Raw genomic sequence first — 18,644 nt, 5'->3', positions numbered from 1 at the left:
TACCTTTGTCGCAATGATGGCAATTAGGACTCGAAAGAAGGTCGATTTCGACGCAGTACTTTCTCAGTATTTCAGTTTCAGAAATGAAACGAAATCGCTGGAACCACTTTCCGAACTGATTCGGAACGTGAGGGAAACTGATTTTGAGCATATTCTTAAATTTTTACGCGAAAACGAGGTCATTACAAAGAATTTTGGATATTACATTCACAATATTTTTGCAGGTAAACCCTTCAATCTGTCATTAACAGAAGCCAATATTTTATCGGAAAATGCTTTTTTCGCAGAATTTAAAAAAAGATTACTGAATAAAATTTTACCGGCCGTTGAAAATGAAAACACGATCTGGTTTTTAGTAGATACTGCATCTGTGAGACCGATCAGAGATCTTAATTATTTTAAAAATATCCCTGAAGATCAGCTTACGGAATTTTTTCATTTGCTGAAAATTGATACTTTCATCACGCATCCCGACGTTAAACTGGAACTTCTTTTTTCCATGAATATTTTAGCCTGGCGCGTCATCGGAAATGCGATGGATGTTGAAGTTGTAAATATGGCGCCCGAATACCGGAATTTCGACAACCCATTTTTAGCGCTTCAAAATGAACTCGATATTCTGAATGAAAATTATAAGCAGGATCCAGATTTCACCTTAACATCAAAAGATGAGCATTACAAACAGATCAAAGTGTATCTGCAGCAAGGTTTGGATTTTGTGACTTTGGCTTTTAAAAACTCTTCGAAATACGGAATCTCCGGTAAAATAAATCAGTCACTTTTAAAGATAAGACAACAGCTTAACCGAATGAATGATATTCTTGCGGTGATGGTCATTGATGATCAGGAAGAGGTTGTGGTAAAGTGTAAGCAACTTTTTTTTGATATTTTAGAATATAAATCCCACAAAACGAATTTACGCGATCTGGTCTTAGACAGCACGACTTTAATGTCGCATCTCATTACGAATCACACCGCAGAAACAGGCACTCACTACATCACCTCGACGCGTCGAGATTACTTGAAAATGTTTCTGAAAGCGAGTGGTGGCGGAATTATTGTAGGTTGTCTGGTGGTGCTGAAATTATTTTTTGGCTCTCTTGAAGGCAGTGATTTTTCCCATGCGATCTTATACTCGTTCAATTATGCGATGGGTTTCATCATGATTTATCTGATGAATTTCACCTTAGCGACAAAACAACCTGCAATGACGGCGGCGACGATGGCAAAAGTCCTTTCGGAAGGAGAGAATACTCAGAAAAATTACGTTGATTTCGCCCACTTGGTTTCTAAGCTTTTTCGTTCCCAATTTATCGCCTTTATGGGAAATGTAGCCTTGGCTTTTCCGGTAGCTTTGGCGCTCATTTACGGATTAGATGTTCTTTTTCAGCAAAACTTTGCGGCCGAAAAAGCAACTAAACTCTTACAGGATCACGATCCGTTTGAGTCCAAAGCGATTTTTCATGCGTGTATCGCGGGATTTTTCCTTTTTATATCCGGGATTATTTCCGGGAACGTGGCGAACAGTTCTGTCTTTTATCACATTCCAAAGCGGATCGCTAAAAACCCGTTTTTGAATTACTTTTTAGGAGAACAAACCGCGAAAAGAATTTCGGATTACTATGCGAGAAACTGGCCCGGAATAATGTCAAATCTTTGGTTCGGGGTTTTCCTTGGAATTACCGGTCCAATTGGTCTTTTCTTAGGTTTAGATCTGGATATTCGCCACATTACTTTTGCTGCCGGAAACGTGGCTCTAGGATTTTATGGTAAAGGTTTCGACGTAGATTCTTACACCGTATGGATCTCGATTATTACCGTTTTTATCATCGGATTCTTCAATTTCGCAGTGAGTTTTGGCTTATCGATGATCTTGGCGTTCCGATCGCGAAAAGTGAATTTTGGAGAAGTTCGGGAGATTTATAAGGAGATCTTCAAGTATTTTATGCGAAATCCATTTCATTTTTTCCTTCCAATTAGGTCGGAAACCTTGGATATTAGCGCAAAAGAGATGGTTGACAACACCGTGGTTACAAAATCAGAAGATCGGTAAATTCAGCCTCGGGAAATTGTTCCTGGAATTTATTCAGAAAAAAAGTCTTCCTCATTCTGAAATCATTTTTTAAAAGTGGAGATTTGATCCTGAGTTCTAAAATTTTCTTATTGAGGTTTACCGATTCAATTTCATTGAAAAGCACATCATTCAAATATTCGTGCAGAAAGTCCTTCACTTCAAATGCCAGTAATTTATCTTCAAAACCATAAATTCTTGCAAACGATTTTACAAGTTCAGATGATTGATATTCTCTTTTCTTTTTCATTTAGAAGTTATGTGTTTTGAGTTTCGAGATTTGGGTTCTATGGTGATTGATTTAAAATTCAGGCTTAGTATTCGCATCATTCAGTTAATTCTTACCCATTTTAAATAATTATTAATTTTGCCACCAAGTAAATCGTATAAGTTCCGAAGGGTTTCAAAGTCTCTTCTTAAATCTGGATATAAACGAATTATTTTCTCTAAATGTCCAATGGTTTCGTCGCAACTTGAATGACTGAAAACCAAAAATCTTTCATATTCTTTTTTATAAACACTTCGTCCATAACCCTCAATAATATTAGAAACTATAGAATCGGATGATCTTCTCAACTGACTTCCCAATTCGTAGAGTTCATATTTTGGAAGTCTTAACGAAGCTGGATGCGTTCTAATAAAAAGGTCAAAACTAATATTGTATATATCTAAAGTTCGATAGCTCATTTCTTCAGTTTTTAGATTAATGGCGTTTAATTAATTTTTCCTATCGCTCGAAACCCGAAACCCGAACCGCTTTCTATAGCTCAAATATTTTACTTTCCTCATTAATTCTTTTCACCACATTTTCTGTTCTTTCTTTGCTCGTATCGGTAATAAATATTTGTCCGAAATGTTCCTGATTCACCAGTTCAATGAGTTGAGAAACTCTGGAATCGTCTAATTTATCGAAAATATCATCTAAAAGCAGGATTGGAGTTTTTCCGGTCAGTTCCCTAATTCTGTTCATTTGAGAAAGTTTCAAGGCGATGAGAAAAGATTTCTGCTGACCCTGGCTTCCAATTTTTTTCAAGGAGTTTCCATTCATTTCAAAAAGAAGATCATCTTTATGAATTCCTTTTGAGGTGTAAGTCAAAACTCTGTCTTTTTCTAAGTTTTGGTGCAGCAAATTTCTAAACCGATTATTCGGTTGCGACTGATCAAATTCTTCCTGCAGATCTGATTGATAATTAACCGTAACTCTTTCGTTTCCGTTTGAAATGGTCTCGTAATAACTTTGAATTAAAGGCAAAATAGAATCTGTAAATTCCTGTCTTTTAGTAAAAATCTTCGTTCCGAATTTGATCAGTGGTTCGTTATAAATCTCCAGATTATCACCATCGAAATATCGGTTTTTAGCGAAGCTTTTCAGTAAAGCATTTCGTTGCTGAACCGTCTTTTGATATTGAATTAAATTAAATAAATACTCAGAATCGGTTTGAGAGATCATCGCATCTAGAAAACGCCTGCGACTTTCCCCCGAGTCAGAAATCAAATTAGAATCATACGGAGAAATGATTACACTGGGCAAAAAACCAATGTGATCAGCAATTCTATCGTAGGACTTGTCATTTTTTTTGATGATTTTTTTGGCTTCTTTCGGTAGTTGAATTTTAATGATATTTTCTTTTTCACCATCGAAAATTTCGCCTTCGATTGTGAAAAAATCTTCGTCCGTTTTAATATTGTTCAAGTCTGTGTTTCCTAAAAAGCTTTTTGCAACCGACAGATAATGAAGCGCATCCACAATATTTGTTTTTCCGACGCCGTTATTTCCGACAAAACAATTGATTTGCGGAGAAAATTCGAAATTTCTTTCCTGATGATTTTTAAAATTTTGAATTTTTAAGTTGTTGATGATCATGATCCTAAAATATTTTGGAGTTTTTCAGGATTTTGTCTCGTGTCCCAAATTAGTAAAATCTTTATTAAATCAGACTTTACGGTTTACAATAAATAGTAATCTAAAATTAATTTTCCTCTATAGATTTCGTTTTCAATAAGAACTCCACAATATGTTAAATCTGAAAGTTGTGGTGCACTTTTTATACACAGTATATTGAGATTCGGAAACCAGCGATTCTTTTTCTAAATTCATTTTTTTCCACAATTCAGAAATCAAAATTCGGTCAGAAATTTCGTTGCTCGAACGGACTAATTTGTTTTTGATACTCTGGAAATTTTCTATCCTTCTAAATTTCAGTAAAGATAAAAATTTCAATTCAGAACCTCCTCAAAAAGAGCGTTGAGTTTTAGTTTTCAAAGTTAACGAAATGCGGACGGTTGGTTCCAAAATTATTTAATGGCAGGAGATCTGTGCGGTAATCATTAAACTGGTAAACAGAATTATTATCAAACGGAACTTTCGGATAATAAACAAAAGACAGCTGAATCCTGTTAAAAACCAAATAAGGATTATTGATCAGAACACCGATACCAAATTTAGAACTGGCTTTTGCACGAAATAAGCTTTCATTATATTGAGAAAGCCAACCCAAAGCGACAATGCTGTATGGACTAAAGTGAAAGTTTTTCCAGGTTTTATCGATAAAAAATTGTGTTTGATATCGCAGGATCAACTTTTTAGTTCCGATAAAATCACCGCTATACACCGGAAAATCTTCACGAGCAGAAAAATTAATGCGTTCTTTGTAGGAAGTGTTGTACAACTGGCTTCCCCAGACAAAAGTGGGAGAAAAGAAATGCCGGACTTTAGCAAATTTCCAGTCTTGCAAATTCGTAAAATAGGTTCCATCAAAACGGAAAGAATCGCTGTTTTCTCGGTTTTCATTAAAAAATCTTCCGTATTGTGCTTTAGCCGTAAAATATCCCCAATTGATAAAACTTCCTACTTCTGCAGAAACGCCGGTGTAGGGAACTGCACGGTTTCCTCGATTAATAAATCCAGTCGTAATTCCAAAGCTTTTTCCGTAGGGGATATCTTCGGGAAGATTGTATTGAAAAATATTTCTTTTCACAGAGAATTTGCGTTCAATAAAAGTTAAGGAAGCTAAAAAACTGGTACTGGAAGAGAAAAATCCTTCTTCATCAATTGCCGGACGGTCTTTATATTGATAATTCTGTATGCGTCCCATTACCGCAATGTTTCTCGAAATTTCGTCTTTATCACCAACAAAAACAGGGAACTGGTAACCGCCCCAAAGATCCTGATTGTAAACCTTGATCTGAACCTCCGGGAAAACAGATTTATCTTCTATCGGCATCAAAACCCTTCGCATAAAATATTCGAAAGTAAATCCGCCGGCCCATTTTGTAAGGGGTGAAAAGAAATCCCGTGTAGCAGCGAAAGTAATTCTTTCATTGTTGTAAAAATCCTTTTCGCCCGAAATTTCTGTGTTAATAAAACTTCCAAATAAGTTGTACGCGGTATAACTTGCAAACAGATTAGTTTCTTTATTGCTAAAGTTATTCGTGTACAGAACATTCACTTCATGTCCTAAACCCAAAAAATTTTCGTCTTTCATTCCTGCGCCAATTTTGCTGCCGGAATATCGAAAGCGCGGTTTTAAACTCCAGGAATCCAGTACTTTCACCAAAACATCAATAGAATCTTTCGTAGAAGTGCTGTCGGTGATACTTATATTTACGCGGCTAACAAACTGCGTATTCCGCAAAATACGCTCAGATTCGTACAGTTTCTGGGCATTGTATTCTTCGCCTTTTTTAAAAAGAAGATAGTTATTGATGGTTGATTTTTTCGAATCGATATGAATGCGTTCTGCGAGTCGGTCGTACCATTTCGGATTCGTATTTTTATCGGAGACTTTATATCCGAAAGGATCGATCGTTTCAATTTTAATATTCCTGATGATTTTTCCGTCGTAGGAAATCTGAGCCGGTTCTTTAGTTCTGGATTTTACGGAAACCGAATCAGCTTCGCGCCGAAAAATAAAGCGGTGAATAAATTTCGTTGATTTTCTTTTGTCCGAAAATGCTTCTATTTTATAATATAATGAATCCTTTTTCTCCTGTGCTGAAACAAAAGAAATGCAGGATATAAATAGAATAAAAAGAAAAATAAATCTGGAATTCAAGGCGATTTTAATTTCGGAAAAGGGATGATCAATTAATAAGCGAATATAATACAATAAATAACAAAGGCATTCCGCTGCAACTCTCTACCCAAAAGGAAAAATAGGAATCTTTGTTATCGTTTTCAGAAAAATAAATTACGATAAAAGTGAAAAATGAAGTAACTAAAAATGCCAGCGCGAAGTCAGTTTTCAGATAGAAAATGGAAATCATTAAGCTTAGGAAAACCAGGATATAAGCAAAATATTTGGTGTTCTGCGCTCCAATTAATCTTGGGAAAGTAACAACCGTATCGGATTTCATATCCCGAATGTCGAAAGGCAGAACCAAAGCAGTAATAAAAAGCCAGCTGATCCAGAAGATCTTCAGATTAAACTCCGGTAATATTAGCCAGGAATTGATCAACGCCCAGGTTAGGCCAACGTAAAATATTTTGAAAAGCGGAATTTTTCTCACAAAAAATTTAAGGAAAGAACTGTCGTAAAGAAGACCTAAAACAACAATGATGACCCATTTGACCAATCTGTTTTCGTTGTGATTATAAAGTATTAATATGGCTGAAATAATTCCGCAGATCACATTGAAAACCAGTATTTTAGAAAATAATTTTCCGGTATTTTGGTATTTCGTATATAAATAACCACTAAAGTAGGTTATGAAAATCAGCGCAATAGTTGGCGTTCTGATAATATTCTGCTCGAACATAAAAAACACCGCAAAAAAAGTCCCCATTAAGGAAACAAATATTTGACTGTCGACTATGTATTTTTTTAGTAAATTTAAACTGTTCATTTTCCCAACCTTCACGATTATCTAAAACCTTGAAGGTTTTAATTAAGAAAACAAATCTATGAAAAATAAAATTTTCGCAATCCTTCTTTTTTTATTGGCTGTTACCAATGTTTTTGCACAAAAATACTACGATGATCAATGGAAAAAAGTCGCCGAAAATTACAAAACCGGAAAATTTAAATCGAATCTTCCTCTTATTATAGAAATCCAAAACCAAGCAATGAAAGACGACAACGCTACTCAACTGATCCGCTCACTGAAGGCAGAATTCAGTATTGTGAATCAGACGACAGACGATACTAAAAACGATGCTTCCACCCAGTTTTTTACAAAACTAAAAGGTTTAGATACTAAATTAAATGGCGACGATCAACTGATTTATCAGGTTTTACTGGGAGAGTTTTTCAGCGATTATTACAATCGGAATCAGTGGCGGATCAATCAGCGAACGAATATGAACAATCAGGATTTTGCACAGATTGAAACCTGGTCGAAATTGGATTTTAAAAACTACTTAACGAAACATTTTGCAGATTTAGATCTGAAGAAAACTTATTTGCAGAAAATTCAAATGTCGAAATATAAAGAAATCTTCGAACGAACGGAGGATCTGGACTATTTCCCCACCTTATTTGACTGGAATGAGATCAATCAAATTAACTATCTAAAAAATGCGCAACTCTTCACGCCGAATGAACTGAAAGTAAACCAACCAAAAATTTCAGGGATTTATAATGATTTAATTTCTAAAAACTCTGGAAATTCAAAACTCTATTTTCAACATCAAAAATTAAATAACGAATGTGCTTTTACCAATTGTAAAGACCAGTTGCAGCAGTTAGAAAATTTGGTAAAAACCAGCGGTTCCAATGATTACCAGGTGAAAATCATCGAGGACATTATGCAGATCTACACTTCGAAAGAAGATTATAAGTCCGCACTAAGCTGGGCTGATCAAGCGACGAAGATGTTTCCGAAATCGAAGTTTATTAATAATATCATCAATAAGGAAAATCAAATTTTAAACCCAAGCTTAAACATTCATTACGAAACGCACACGCAACCTAATAAGCCTATTCACCTGGTCGCGGAAGCGAAAAACGTTTCAAAGTTTTCTTTAAATATTTATGAGGTGAAAGGAGATGAGCAAAGTTTCCTGCAATATGTTACCAATCAATATGACAAAACATTATTTCCGGCTATTAAAAAATCTTTGGTGCGGAAAGAAATTTTTGATATTCAGAATTTACTAGATCACAAAACGCACAAAACATCATTAGAAATTAAAGCGCTTCCGTCTGGAATTTATTTGGTGGAATATGTAGTTGAAAATTCGATTCAGGAAAATTTCTATTTTATAGCGACCAATTCCAGGATTATCTTCCACAAAAAAAATGAGCAAAAAATTGTTGATAATCAGTTAAAACTTGTCGACCGGGAAAATGGAAGATCAGTCTCGAACGAAAATTTAAAGATCTTCGAGATCGCAGACCGTAAAAAAGCGACTTTAGTTTCTGCAAAAACAGATGAATCCGCAATTTTCAAATTCCCTGTTTCGAAAAATAATGGCTATTACCGATATTATTTGGTTCAGCAACCTGCTACAAATGATTATAATTTAATGCAGGTTTATGGCGACGGTAATTATTATGAACCCAAGCAAACAGGAGCGCAGAATCTAGCTCAAATATTTATCGACCGCGGAATTTATCGTCCCGGACAAACCGTTTATTTTAAAGTGATCAATACCAAATTATTGGTGGATACTGAGTCTGTTGCAGTTGGAGTCAAACAAAAAATAACGCTTAATGATGCAAATGGAGAAGAAATTTCAACTCAAAATTTCACAACCAATGAATTTGGATCTTACAATGGAAGTTTCATTTTACCCAATGGAAAATTGAATGGTAATTTTTCCCTTGAAGTTGATTCGAATGATTTAGATGATGATGCTACAAAATATTTTCAGGTTGAAGAGTATAAACGTCCGAAATTTGAAGTGACTTTTGACCCTATAAAAGAAGAGTATAAATACGGACAAACCATCGAATTGAAAGGAAAAGCGATGATGTTTTCCGGCGTGGCTTTGAGCAATGCGACTGTAAATTACGAGATCAAAAAGCAAAATATCCGCTGGAGATATTTCTGGTGGTTTCCGCGTGGAAGTGATAATGAAAATTCAATTTTAGGCGAAGTTAAAACCAATGATAAAGGAGAATTTGTCATCAAGATCAATCTAAAAAAGGACGAAACTTTAGAAGGAATTCAAGTTGATAACTATGAAATCAATGCATCTGTAACCGATATTAATGGAGAAACGCAATCTGCCACAGAAAATGTAAAAGTCGCGTCGGTTTCGCATTATATTAAAACCGATGACATTAAAGATACTTTCACGGATGAACCTCTTAAAATTAAAGTGGAAACGAAAAATTATAACGATCAAAATTTAAAAAAATCGTATCAGGTCAAGTTGTCGAAACTTCAACCAAAAGAGAGAATTTTCCGCACCAATTTTGAAAATGAAATTCAGGATCTGCCGAAATTTTCAAAAGCTGAATTCATTCAAAAATTCCCTCACGATTATTTTTCCAAAGAGGAAAAAGAGTGGAAAGAGCAATCTGTCATTCTGAATGGAGAGAAACGAAGTGAAGAATCTCTTGATCTTGGAAGACTTTCTGCCGGAAATTACAAACTCGAGCTCTATAATATTGAAGGAAAAGACACGATAAAAACAGAAAAAATTTTTGAAGTTTATGATAAACGATTTTTATTGGATTCGCAAAAACCATATTTAAAAGTAATCCAGCCAAAATTGGAATATAAGCGAAATGAGAAAGCGAAGATCTACGTTTATTCCGCTATTCCAGAGGCTTTGGTTAATGTTTATGTTCAAAACGGAAATGGCGAGACCACGACAGAACAGAAGAAATTAAAAAATGGTGTTTTAGAATATGAAATTACGTTTCCGAAAGATGAAACGATTGACCAGATCAATCTGCAGTTTCAGTTGGTTGCCTTTAATGATGTAGAAACTGAAAATATCAATCTTCAAATTGAATCTGATAAAAAACCGCTGCGAATTGAAACCGTTACTTTCCGCGATAAATTGGAACCCGGACAAAAAGAAAAATGGACGGTGAAAGTTCTGGGGGAAGATAAAGAGAAGATCAACGCTGAAGTTTTGGCGAATATGTATGATAAATCTCTTGATCAGTTTGCGGGAAATTCTTTTTCCTGGCAAGAAATTTATCAGAAATATTTCAGCACGAATTCTTATGATGTAAATGACAATCTGGCTCAGGAAAATTATAATAAAAGCTTTACGTATCTAGAGCCAATGAATATTAATGTTCCTGATTTTAATTGGTTTGATACCGGGATTTATGGAAATCTAGGAGCGGCAAATCAAATTAGGATTCGAGGAATGGCTTCTGCAAAAATGGAAGTAATGTCAGACTCTGCAATGGCGGCTCCCTCTCCTTTAATTGCAGAAGAAGATAGAATGGTAAAGAAAACACTTTCAATGAAAGTGGTTTCAAGTGTAGTTACAACTGAAAAACTCGAAAAAATACCAGTTCGTCAAAACCTTAACGAAACTGCCTTTTTCTATCCAAATTTAATGACCGATAAGGACGGAAATGTCACTTTTGAATTTACGTCTCCAGAAGCATTGACACAATGGAAATTGATGTTTTTGGCACATACAAAAGATGCGCATTATGCAACTTTAGAAAAATCAGTTGTCACGCAAAAAGAATTTTCTGTAACGCCGAATTATCCAAGATTTTTACGCGAAGGTGACGAATTGAATTTGCAATCAAAACTCTCCAGTTTGGTAGATAAAAAATTGAGTGGAGTAGCGCAGTTGCAAATTTTAGATGCTTTTACTGATGAAGATATTTCATCTAAATTTAATTTGAATGAAACTCAAAAATCCTTCGAATTAAAAGAAAACGGAAATGAAGTAGTGCAGTGGAAACTGAAAGTTCCAAATGATGTTTCTTCCATGATTATTAAAGTATTGGCAAAAGCGGGAAACTTTTCTGATGGCGAACAAAAAGCAATCGCCGTTTTACCGAACAGAATGTTGATTACGGATGCAGTTCCAATCTTTGTGAAAGAAGGTCAAACCAAGACTTTTACTTTAGAAAATTTAGCAAAAAACACTTCGACTACAGCGACTAATTTTTCCAATACTTTGGAATTAACAACCAATCCGATTTGGGAAATCATGTTTGCTTTGCCAAGTTTAAAAAATGATCCGAACAATTCTGCCGATGTCGTCTTCAACAAATGGTTTGCCGATGTTTTGGCCTCCGAAATCTTTAAAGCGAATCCGAAATTAAAAGCCGTCTTTGAGGAATATCAAAGCAAAGGTTTATTGGTTTCTAACCTGGAAAAAAATCAGGAATTGAAACAATTGCTGCTGGAAGAAACGCCCTGGGTTTTAGAATCGAAAAATGAAACAGAACAGATGGAAAAACTCGCCAGATTATTTGATGCGAATAATATGCGAAATTCAATTCAAACCGATTGGAGCGAATTGCAGAAATTGCAAAATCCAGATGGCGGCTTTTCCTGGTATCAAGGTTATCCGAGTTCCTATTACAACTCTCTTTATATCCTGAAAAATCTAGGAAAGATTAATGAGTGGCTCAAAGGAAATACGGCAGATTATCAATCTTCTGAACAAAAAGAAATGGTGGCAAAACTCATTAATTATGTTGATTCCGAAGTTCATAAATATTGGGATGTTAAGAAAGAATATGTCTGGAATAATTACGTTCTGGATTATCTCGACACGCGAAATTATTGGGAAAAAGAATATCCTTTGAAAGGAAAAGGCGCACAATTGAAAAGTCTGGTTATTCAAAAAGCGCCAAAAGCCGAGATCAAAGATTTTACCTTCTTCGGTTTGCACCGTGCTGCTTTACTTTTTGATGATTATAAACTCCCCGTTTTATCTAAAAAATTATTGACTTATCTTAAAAAAACTTCCACGGACACCGAAACTCAAGGTGTTTACTGGAAACAGAATCTCAACGATTGGGGATGGTATTCTTCCAAAACCGTGAATCACGCCGGAGCTTTAGACGCGTTCAACAAATTAACGCCGACTGATGAAACTTTCATTGAAGAAATGAAGATTTGGCTCATCACCCAAAAAGAAGTCAATTCCTGGGGAAGTTCGCGTGGAACGGCGGAAGTTATTTTCACGATTCTAAATTCTGGAAAATCCTGGACAACCTCCGAAAGCGATAAAGCCACGATAATTTGGGGAGGAAAAGAATTGGTAAATCCGGATACGAAAGCAACGGGTTACGTGAAATCAACGGTGAAAGAAGAAAACATCGATAAGAAATTAGGAACAGTAACGGTCACCAAACCAGGTCCCGGAATTGTGCAAGGTAGTTTATTCTGGCAATATTACGAGGATTTAGATAAAATTAAATCATCTGAATCTTACCTTTCAATCACCAAAGAATTGTACAAAAAAGTGAAAACGGTGAATGGCGAAGAATTGGTAAAAATTGCAGAAAATTCGCCCTTGAAAGTTGGCGATAAAGTAACCGTCAGAATGATTTTGAACACCGATAGAAATATGGAATTCATTCACCTGAAAGACATGCGTGCTGCAGGATTTGAACCTTTAAATGTGATTTCCGGTTACGAATGGAAAAACGGTTTGGGTTATTATCAGTCGACCAAGGATGCTTCTACCAATTTCTATATCGAGAATATGAGAAAAGGGAAATACGTCTTTGAGTACGATTATATTTGCAACGCTTCGGGAACATTTAGCAATGGAATCACGACGCTGCAAAATTATTACGCACCGCAAATGAATGCGCATACGAAAGGAACGAAAGTTACGATCACCGAATAATTCTGTAGGGACAAGCCGCGACTTGTCCACAATATAAAAATCAATCATTCACCACATTAACCAAATCCGCTTCAATTTTGAAGCGGATTTTTTCATTTCCGTCGGTAGTGACAAGTCGCGACTTGTCCAAGTCTTAATAAATTTTCAACGAATCCGAAGGATTTAACAACAATAACCGTGGATGAAATCCATGGAAATAATAAGATAATTATTTGCGAATAAATTCCAGCAAAAAATACGTTTTTGACAAATGTCAAAGGATTTGATCCCCATTCTCCCCAACTTTGCATCAACAAACAAACTTAGAAATGAAAACCTTTAATAATTTCAGCAAAATGCTGCTTTTTTTTCCTGCGTTCGCATTTGCACAATCAGCGCCTACTTTACAGGAATTGATTGATTCTGCTTTGATCAACGACGGAACATTAACCCAACAAACGCTTGAAAATAAATATACCAAACTTGATGATCAAAAACTGAAAGATGTTTTTCTTCCGAAAGTTGAAGTATCAGGAAAAGCGGGTTATTTATATACTTCAGCACATCTCAAGTCACCGGAAATTAATCTTCCTGCTGTTCCACCAATATTTCTTGGCGCGACAATTCCAGAAGGACAAATCACCAATAATCTTAATATTTCGGGATTTTCTACGATGGCAAAAGCCGAAGCAAGTGTTCTTTTATATTCTGGTGGCAAAGTAAAATACCTGAAGGAAGCCAACCGAGAAAAGAATATTTCTGAAAATTTATTGATGCAGAAAAGCCGTGATGAAATTATCACCGAAATTTCGAAAGCTTATGATCAAATGGCTTTGGTTCAGGAATCGAAAAAGGTTTTAGACGAAGCCAAAAAAAGATTAGACATCAATCGTAAAACAGCAGACAAAGCATTGGGTTACGGATTGATTACGCCTTACGACAGAAAGAAAATCGAATTGGCGCAAGCAACTTTAGATTCGAAATTAGTAGAATACGAAGGAAAAAAAGAATTGCTGATTACCCAGATCGAAATATTAACTGGAATTGAGCGGGAAAGAATTGCTCAGATCGAACCTCAATTGCATACAATTTCTTATGAAGTTTTAGATCAGAATATTGAAAATAGAGTAGAGATCCAAGCTTTGGATCATGGCATCAAAGCAACCGATTTTAAAATTAAAGCCGAAGGAAGATGGTGGGTTCCGAAAGTTCAGGCACAAACTTCAGTGAGTTATTTTGGTTTGTTCAATAATAATATTTCGACTTCAAAAGAATTATTGCCAAATACTGGAAAGAAATTAGATTTGAATCCGGCGAACTTGAATGTCTTGCCTTTAGTTCAAGCCGGAGTTGGTTTCAAATGGGATGTTTTTGATGGAAATGAGGGAAAGCATTTGGTTGAAAAAGCAAAAATTGAAAAACAAATTCTAGAGAATAAAAAACGCGATGCTTCCAAAAAATTAAATTTGAATTTAGCCAATAATCAAACTAATTACGCGATTGCTCAGGCTCAAATCAAGTTAAAAGAAAAATCTCGTGAGATTGCAAAGGAAGGTTTAGAACAAGTGGAGAAAGAGTTCCGTTATGGAACAAAAACTTCATCTGCTTTAATCGATGCCGAAAATGATCTGGAAAATGCGGAACTGGAATTGCAGAACGCCATCTTTAATCAAAGAAGAAGTGCCATCGAACTGATGAAATCGACTCAGAATTTACAGATCGAAAAACTTTAAGTTTAACCGCAAAAGAGACAAAAGATAAATGCTGATTAAAGATTTTCAAAAGGAGGCAAAATCATATATTCTCTATTTTATATTTCTTTTGCAAACTATTGATTCACTTGTATTAAAATTAAACTTTTGCCTCTTTTACGGTTAAAAAAGACCTCTATAAAAACCAACCATAACAAACAAACAAAATGAAAAATACTGTAATAAAATATTTAGCATTAGTAAGTGTTCTCGCACTATCTGGCTGTAAAGACTCCAAACCGGAAAGAGCGATTGTCGGAAAAACGAAGAAAGAAGTCGTTTCCTTTTCACCCAAATTGACGGGCAGAGTTCTAAAAATATATGTGGAAGAAGGACAAACTGTAAAAGTAGGCGACACGCTCGCTATTTTAGATGTTCCCGAAGTTTCCGCCAAAATAGCCCAGGCAAAAGGCGCAACTTCTGCAGCCCGAGCACAGACACAAATGGCTAAAAACGGAGCGAGTCCGGATCAGCTTCGACAGCTGAGGGCAAAACAGAAAGGCCTGCAAGAGCAATTCAATTATGCGCAGAAATCTTTTAGCCGTGCGAAAAATATGTACCGTGACAGTTTGCTTTCTCCGCAGAACTATGATGAATATTTCGCGAAATACCAAGGCGCAAAAGCACAGTTGGATGCTGTAAATGCTGAACTTCATGATGTACAGCAAGGAACGCGTTACGAAAAAATCGATATGGCTCAAGGTCAGCAAAATCAAGCGATGGGCGCTTTGCAGGAAGCGAATATTGCAAATTCCGAACGATATGTGATCGCAACAAATGATATGGAAATTGAAACTATTGCATTAAATAAAGGAGAGTTGGCAACGGCAGGTTATCCTTTATTTACCGGTTATATTCCAGAAACTTCGTATTTCCGGTTTACCATTCCTGAAAGTAAAATTGCAAAATACCAAAAAGGAATGTCGGTGAAAATGTTGGTGAATTACAGCAACAAAGAATTCTCCGGAAAAATCGTAGCGATCAAGCAGTTGGCAAAATACGCGGACATTACCACGGCTTTCCCTGATTATGAACCAGAAGAAGCGATCTATGAGATCAAAGTCGTTCCGGCAGATCAAAGTGCGGCGAAAGATATTTTGGTGAATTCTAATGTGACTTTGAAATAATCGCGCATCATGAAACAGATTAAATATTTATTGAAAAGGGAATTTCGTTTGTTTTTTACGAACAGAACCATGTTATCGGTTTTCTTTTTGGCGCCGATTTTCTACGCTTTGCTGATCGGTTTTACCTACAAATCCGGGAAGGTTGAGAATATTCCCGTGATCGTAGTGAACCACGACAACACTCCTTTATCGAATCAACTCGTGGAAATGTTGCGGGACAGCAAAACCTTAAAAATTCTGAATTATATTCACGAGCCGGCCAGTCTGAAAGATGAAACCATCAAAACAGAAGCCGCAGCTGTGATCGTAATTCCAGAACGTTTCGAAGCCATGATGCTTCAGAAAAAATATCCTGAAGTGAATGTTTATGTGAATACTTCCAACGTTTTGACCGCGAATTTTGCTACGAAAGCCATTCAGTTGACTTTGGGTACATTTTCCGCAGGTGCTGAAATTAAAACTTTGCAGAAGAAAGGTATGAATGCTGAAATAGCAAAAACCCAGTACGAACCTTTCAAAGCTAATTATATCACGCTCTTTAACACAACGAGCAATTACCTCATCTTTATGTGGCCCGCAATGATGGCCGTGGTTTTACAGCAGGTTATTTTGCTTGCGATGGCGGTTACATTCTCCGAAGAATTTAAAAGAGAATCTTTCATCAAAGATTTTGCGGGAAAAGAAAAATATGCAGTTTTTGTCATGTTGATCAAATGTCTGCCGATCTGGATCTTTGCTAATTTCAATATTTTATTTTTCTATCTCTGCAGTCTTTATTTTAAAATTCCGGTGCCCGAGAATCTTTGGAATTTCTTTTTAATCACTGCGGTGTTCGTGGTCGCAGCTACAAACCTTGGTGTTCTTGTGAGTATTTTAGTGCCCGATGCTTTAAAGGCGACTCAGATTTTAATGGTTATGGCATCACCAGCTTTTATTATCAGTGGATTTACATGGCCATCATTTGCGATGCCGGAATTTATCAAAAATTTTACCGCTATTATTCCTTTAACGCCGTATTTAGATGCGTTGAAAATTATGCTCGTGCAAAAAGGTTCGGATGTTCTGACTAAGAAATATTTGGTTCATTTGTTAATTCTTGGTTGGGTGTATTTCATTTTAGGATGGATCGCATTGAAGATTAAAATCCATTTCCTCTTCAAAAAATATAAGATCGCTCAAAATGTGGAAGAGGAAAGTCTTGCAAAAATAATTTCTTCTGAAGAATAATTTTCAGTTTTAAATCATAACAGTTTTCATACTGTTTGTTTGTTGAGAGCGTTCGGGAAAAATTTTTCCGGACGTTCTTTTTTTACGTTTTTTGATATATGTCAAAGGAATAGTGATTAAATAACAGGAAATTTGGGTATCAATTATAATCAAAAAATAGTAAAATGAAAAAAGAAAATCAAAACAAAAAGGCTTATTTTATCGGTGGCGGACTTGCATCACTTGCTGGTGCGCTGTACCTTATTGAAGATGCAGATTTCAAAGGGGAAAACATTCACATCTTAGAAGCGCTTCCTATTTTAGGCGGAAGTAATGATGGCGCCGGTGAAAAAACAGAAGGTTTCGTCTGTCGTGGCGGAAGAATGCTGAACGAAGAAACGTATGAAAATTTCTGGGAACTCATGAGCCGCGTTGATTCGCTGGAAATGCCAAACATTTCTGTGAAAGATGAAATTTTAGCTTTTGACCACGCAAATCCGACCAACGCAAAAGCGAGACTGATCACTAAGTCCGGCGAAATATTGAATGCTCATTCTATGGGATTTGATATCAAAGACCGAATGAAATTGGTAAAATTATTTTTTGCTGATGAAAATGATCTGGATGATATGACTATAAGTGACTGGTTTGATGAGCATTTTTTCACCACTAATTTTTGGTTAATGTGGCAAACTACTTTTGCATGGCAGGAATGGAGCAGTATTTTCGAATTCAAAAGATACATGCACCGTATGCTTTTAGAATTCTCCAGAATTGATACTTTGGAGGGCGTGACAAGAACTCCTTACAACCAGTATGAATCTGTAATTATGCCTTTGAAAAAACATTTGGAAAAATATGAGGTACAGTTTCATACCAACCATACCGTAACAGATATTATTTTTAAAGATGATGAAAAAATTACCGTAACTTCTCTTAAATATAAAGACTTAACCGGAGCAGATAAAGAATTGGTGCTTGACGAAGATGATCTTTGTTTCTTTACAAACGGCTGTATTACCGATAATTCGAACAACGGCGATTATAGTACTGCTGCAAAATATCTTCCCGAAGATCCACCTTCTTATTCATTATGGAGAAAAATTGCAGATAAGAAAGAAGGCCTTGGAGATCCGGATCCGTTTTTTAAAAACCCCGATGAAACCAAATGGTATTCTTTCACCGCAACATTTAAAAATAAAAAAATGCTTCAGCTTATTGAAGAGTTTTCCGACAATAAACCAGGTAGTGGCGCTTTGATGACTTTTACAGATTCTTCCTGGCGCATGTCTATTGTAGTTGCTGCTCAGCCACATTTCAAAGGACAGGATGAGAATACTACGATTCTCTGGGGTTACGGTCTTTATCCTGATAAAATTGGAGATTTCGTTAAGAAACCAATGATCGACTGTACAGGTGAAGAAATTTTAACAGAGTTGATTCAACACCTGCATTTTGAAAAATATGAAAATGAAATTAAAGAGAGCGTTATCAATGTTATTCCAACCATGATGCCTTACATCGATTCCCTTTTTCAGCCGAGAAAGAAAACCGACCGTCCGTTAGTGGTTCCTGCAAATTCTACCAATTTTGCGATGATCAGCCAGTTCGTAGAAATTCCTGAAGATATGGTTTTCACCGAAGAGTATTCTGTAAGAGCAGCAAGAGCTGCAGTTTATACCCTTTTGGATATTGATAAAAAAGTAGTTCCTGTCACAGAACATTGGAAAAGTCCTGAGGTTTTAGCAAAAGCCGTAGCGGCTTCTTACAGATAA

At 36.0% G+C, this 18,644-nt stretch carries 11 protein-coding genes; 6 read left to right on the top strand and 5 right to left on the bottom strand.

The window, feature by feature from the left end; translation table 11 throughout:
• Nucleotides 1–13: 13 nt before the first annotated feature.
• Nucleotides 14–2,053: a recombinase gene (locus ACZ9HT_RS05855; protein WP_476039526.1), complete on the top strand. Its 2,040-nt coding sequence runs from the start codon at nt 14–16 to the stop codon at nt 2,051–2,053.
• Here ACZ9HT_RS05855 and ACZ9HT_RS05850 read toward each other — a convergent pair.
• The 5 genes from ACZ9HT_RS05850 to ACZ9HT_RS05830 all read right to left on the bottom strand — a co-directional run bounded on the left by ACZ9HT_RS05850 (nt 2,031) and on the right by ACZ9HT_RS05830 (nt 6,856).
• Nucleotides 2,031–2,321, bottom strand: coding sequence for a hypothetical protein (locus ACZ9HT_RS05850; RefSeq protein WP_476039525.1), 291 nt, complete (start codon nt 2,319–2,321; stop codon nt 2,031–2,033). The genes ACZ9HT_RS05855 and ACZ9HT_RS05850 overlap by 23 nt on opposite strands.
• Before the next feature lie 80 nt (nt 2,322–2,401).
• Entirely contained in the window at nt 2,402–2,758 is a 357-nt protein-coding gene (locus ACZ9HT_RS05845; RefSeq protein WP_476039524.1) for a four helix bundle protein, read from the bottom strand.
• 73 nt (nt 2,759–2,831) lie between these two features.
• Nucleotides 2,832–3,935: a DNA replication/repair protein RecF gene (gene recF, locus ACZ9HT_RS05840; protein ID WP_476039523.1), complete on the bottom strand. Its 1,104-nt coding sequence runs from the start codon at nt 3,933–3,935 to the stop codon at nt 2,832–2,834.
• 388 nt (nt 3,936–4,323) lie between these two features.
• Nucleotides 4,324–6,126, bottom strand: coding sequence for a hypothetical protein (locus ACZ9HT_RS05835; RefSeq protein ID WP_476039522.1), 1,803 nt, complete (start codon nt 6,124–6,126; stop codon nt 4,324–4,326).
• A gap of 28 nt (nt 6,127–6,154) precedes the next feature.
• The gene (locus tag ACZ9HT_RS05830) at nt 6,155–6,856 is read right to left on the bottom strand and encodes a UbiA prenyltransferase family protein (RefSeq protein ID WP_476039521.1); all 702 of its coding nucleotides are present in this window, start codon (nt 6,854–6,856) and stop codon (nt 6,155–6,157) included.
• Between the two features lie 118 nt (nt 6,857–6,974).
• On the opposite strand from ACZ9HT_RS05830, the gene ACZ9HT_RS05825 reads away from it, so the two are divergent.
• The 5 genes from ACZ9HT_RS05825 to ACZ9HT_RS05805 all read left to right on the top strand — a co-directional run bounded on the left by ACZ9HT_RS05825 (nt 6,975) and on the right by ACZ9HT_RS05805 (nt 18,644).
• Entirely contained in the window at nt 6,975–12,806 is a 5,832-nt protein-coding gene (locus ACZ9HT_RS05825) for an alpha-2-macroglobulin family protein (protein ID WP_476039520.1), read from the top strand.
• Between the two features lie 308 nt (nt 12,807–13,114).
• Entirely contained in the window at nt 13,115–14,518 is a 1,404-nt protein-coding gene (locus ACZ9HT_RS05820; protein ID WP_476039519.1) for a TolC family protein, read from the top strand.
• 185 nt (nt 14,519–14,703) lie between these two features.
• Entirely contained in the window at nt 14,704–15,663 is a 960-nt protein-coding gene (locus ACZ9HT_RS05815) for an HlyD family secretion protein (protein WP_476039518.1), read from the top strand.
• A 9-nt stretch (nt 15,664–15,672) separates the two neighbouring features.
• A complete protein-coding gene (locus tag ACZ9HT_RS05810; RefSeq protein WP_476039517.1) occupies nt 15,673–16,890 on the top strand; it encodes an ABC transporter permease in 1,218 nt (405 codons plus the stop codon).
• 164 nt (nt 16,891–17,054) lie between these two features.
• Nucleotides 17,055–18,644, top strand: a complete 1,590-nt coding sequence (locus ACZ9HT_RS05805; RefSeq protein WP_476039516.1) for an oleate hydratase — start codon at nt 17,055–17,057, stop codon at nt 18,642–18,644.

Source organism: Chryseobacterium sp. UYP7, assembly GCF_056279225.1.
This window is presented reverse-complemented; position numbering and strand designations above follow the sequence as displayed.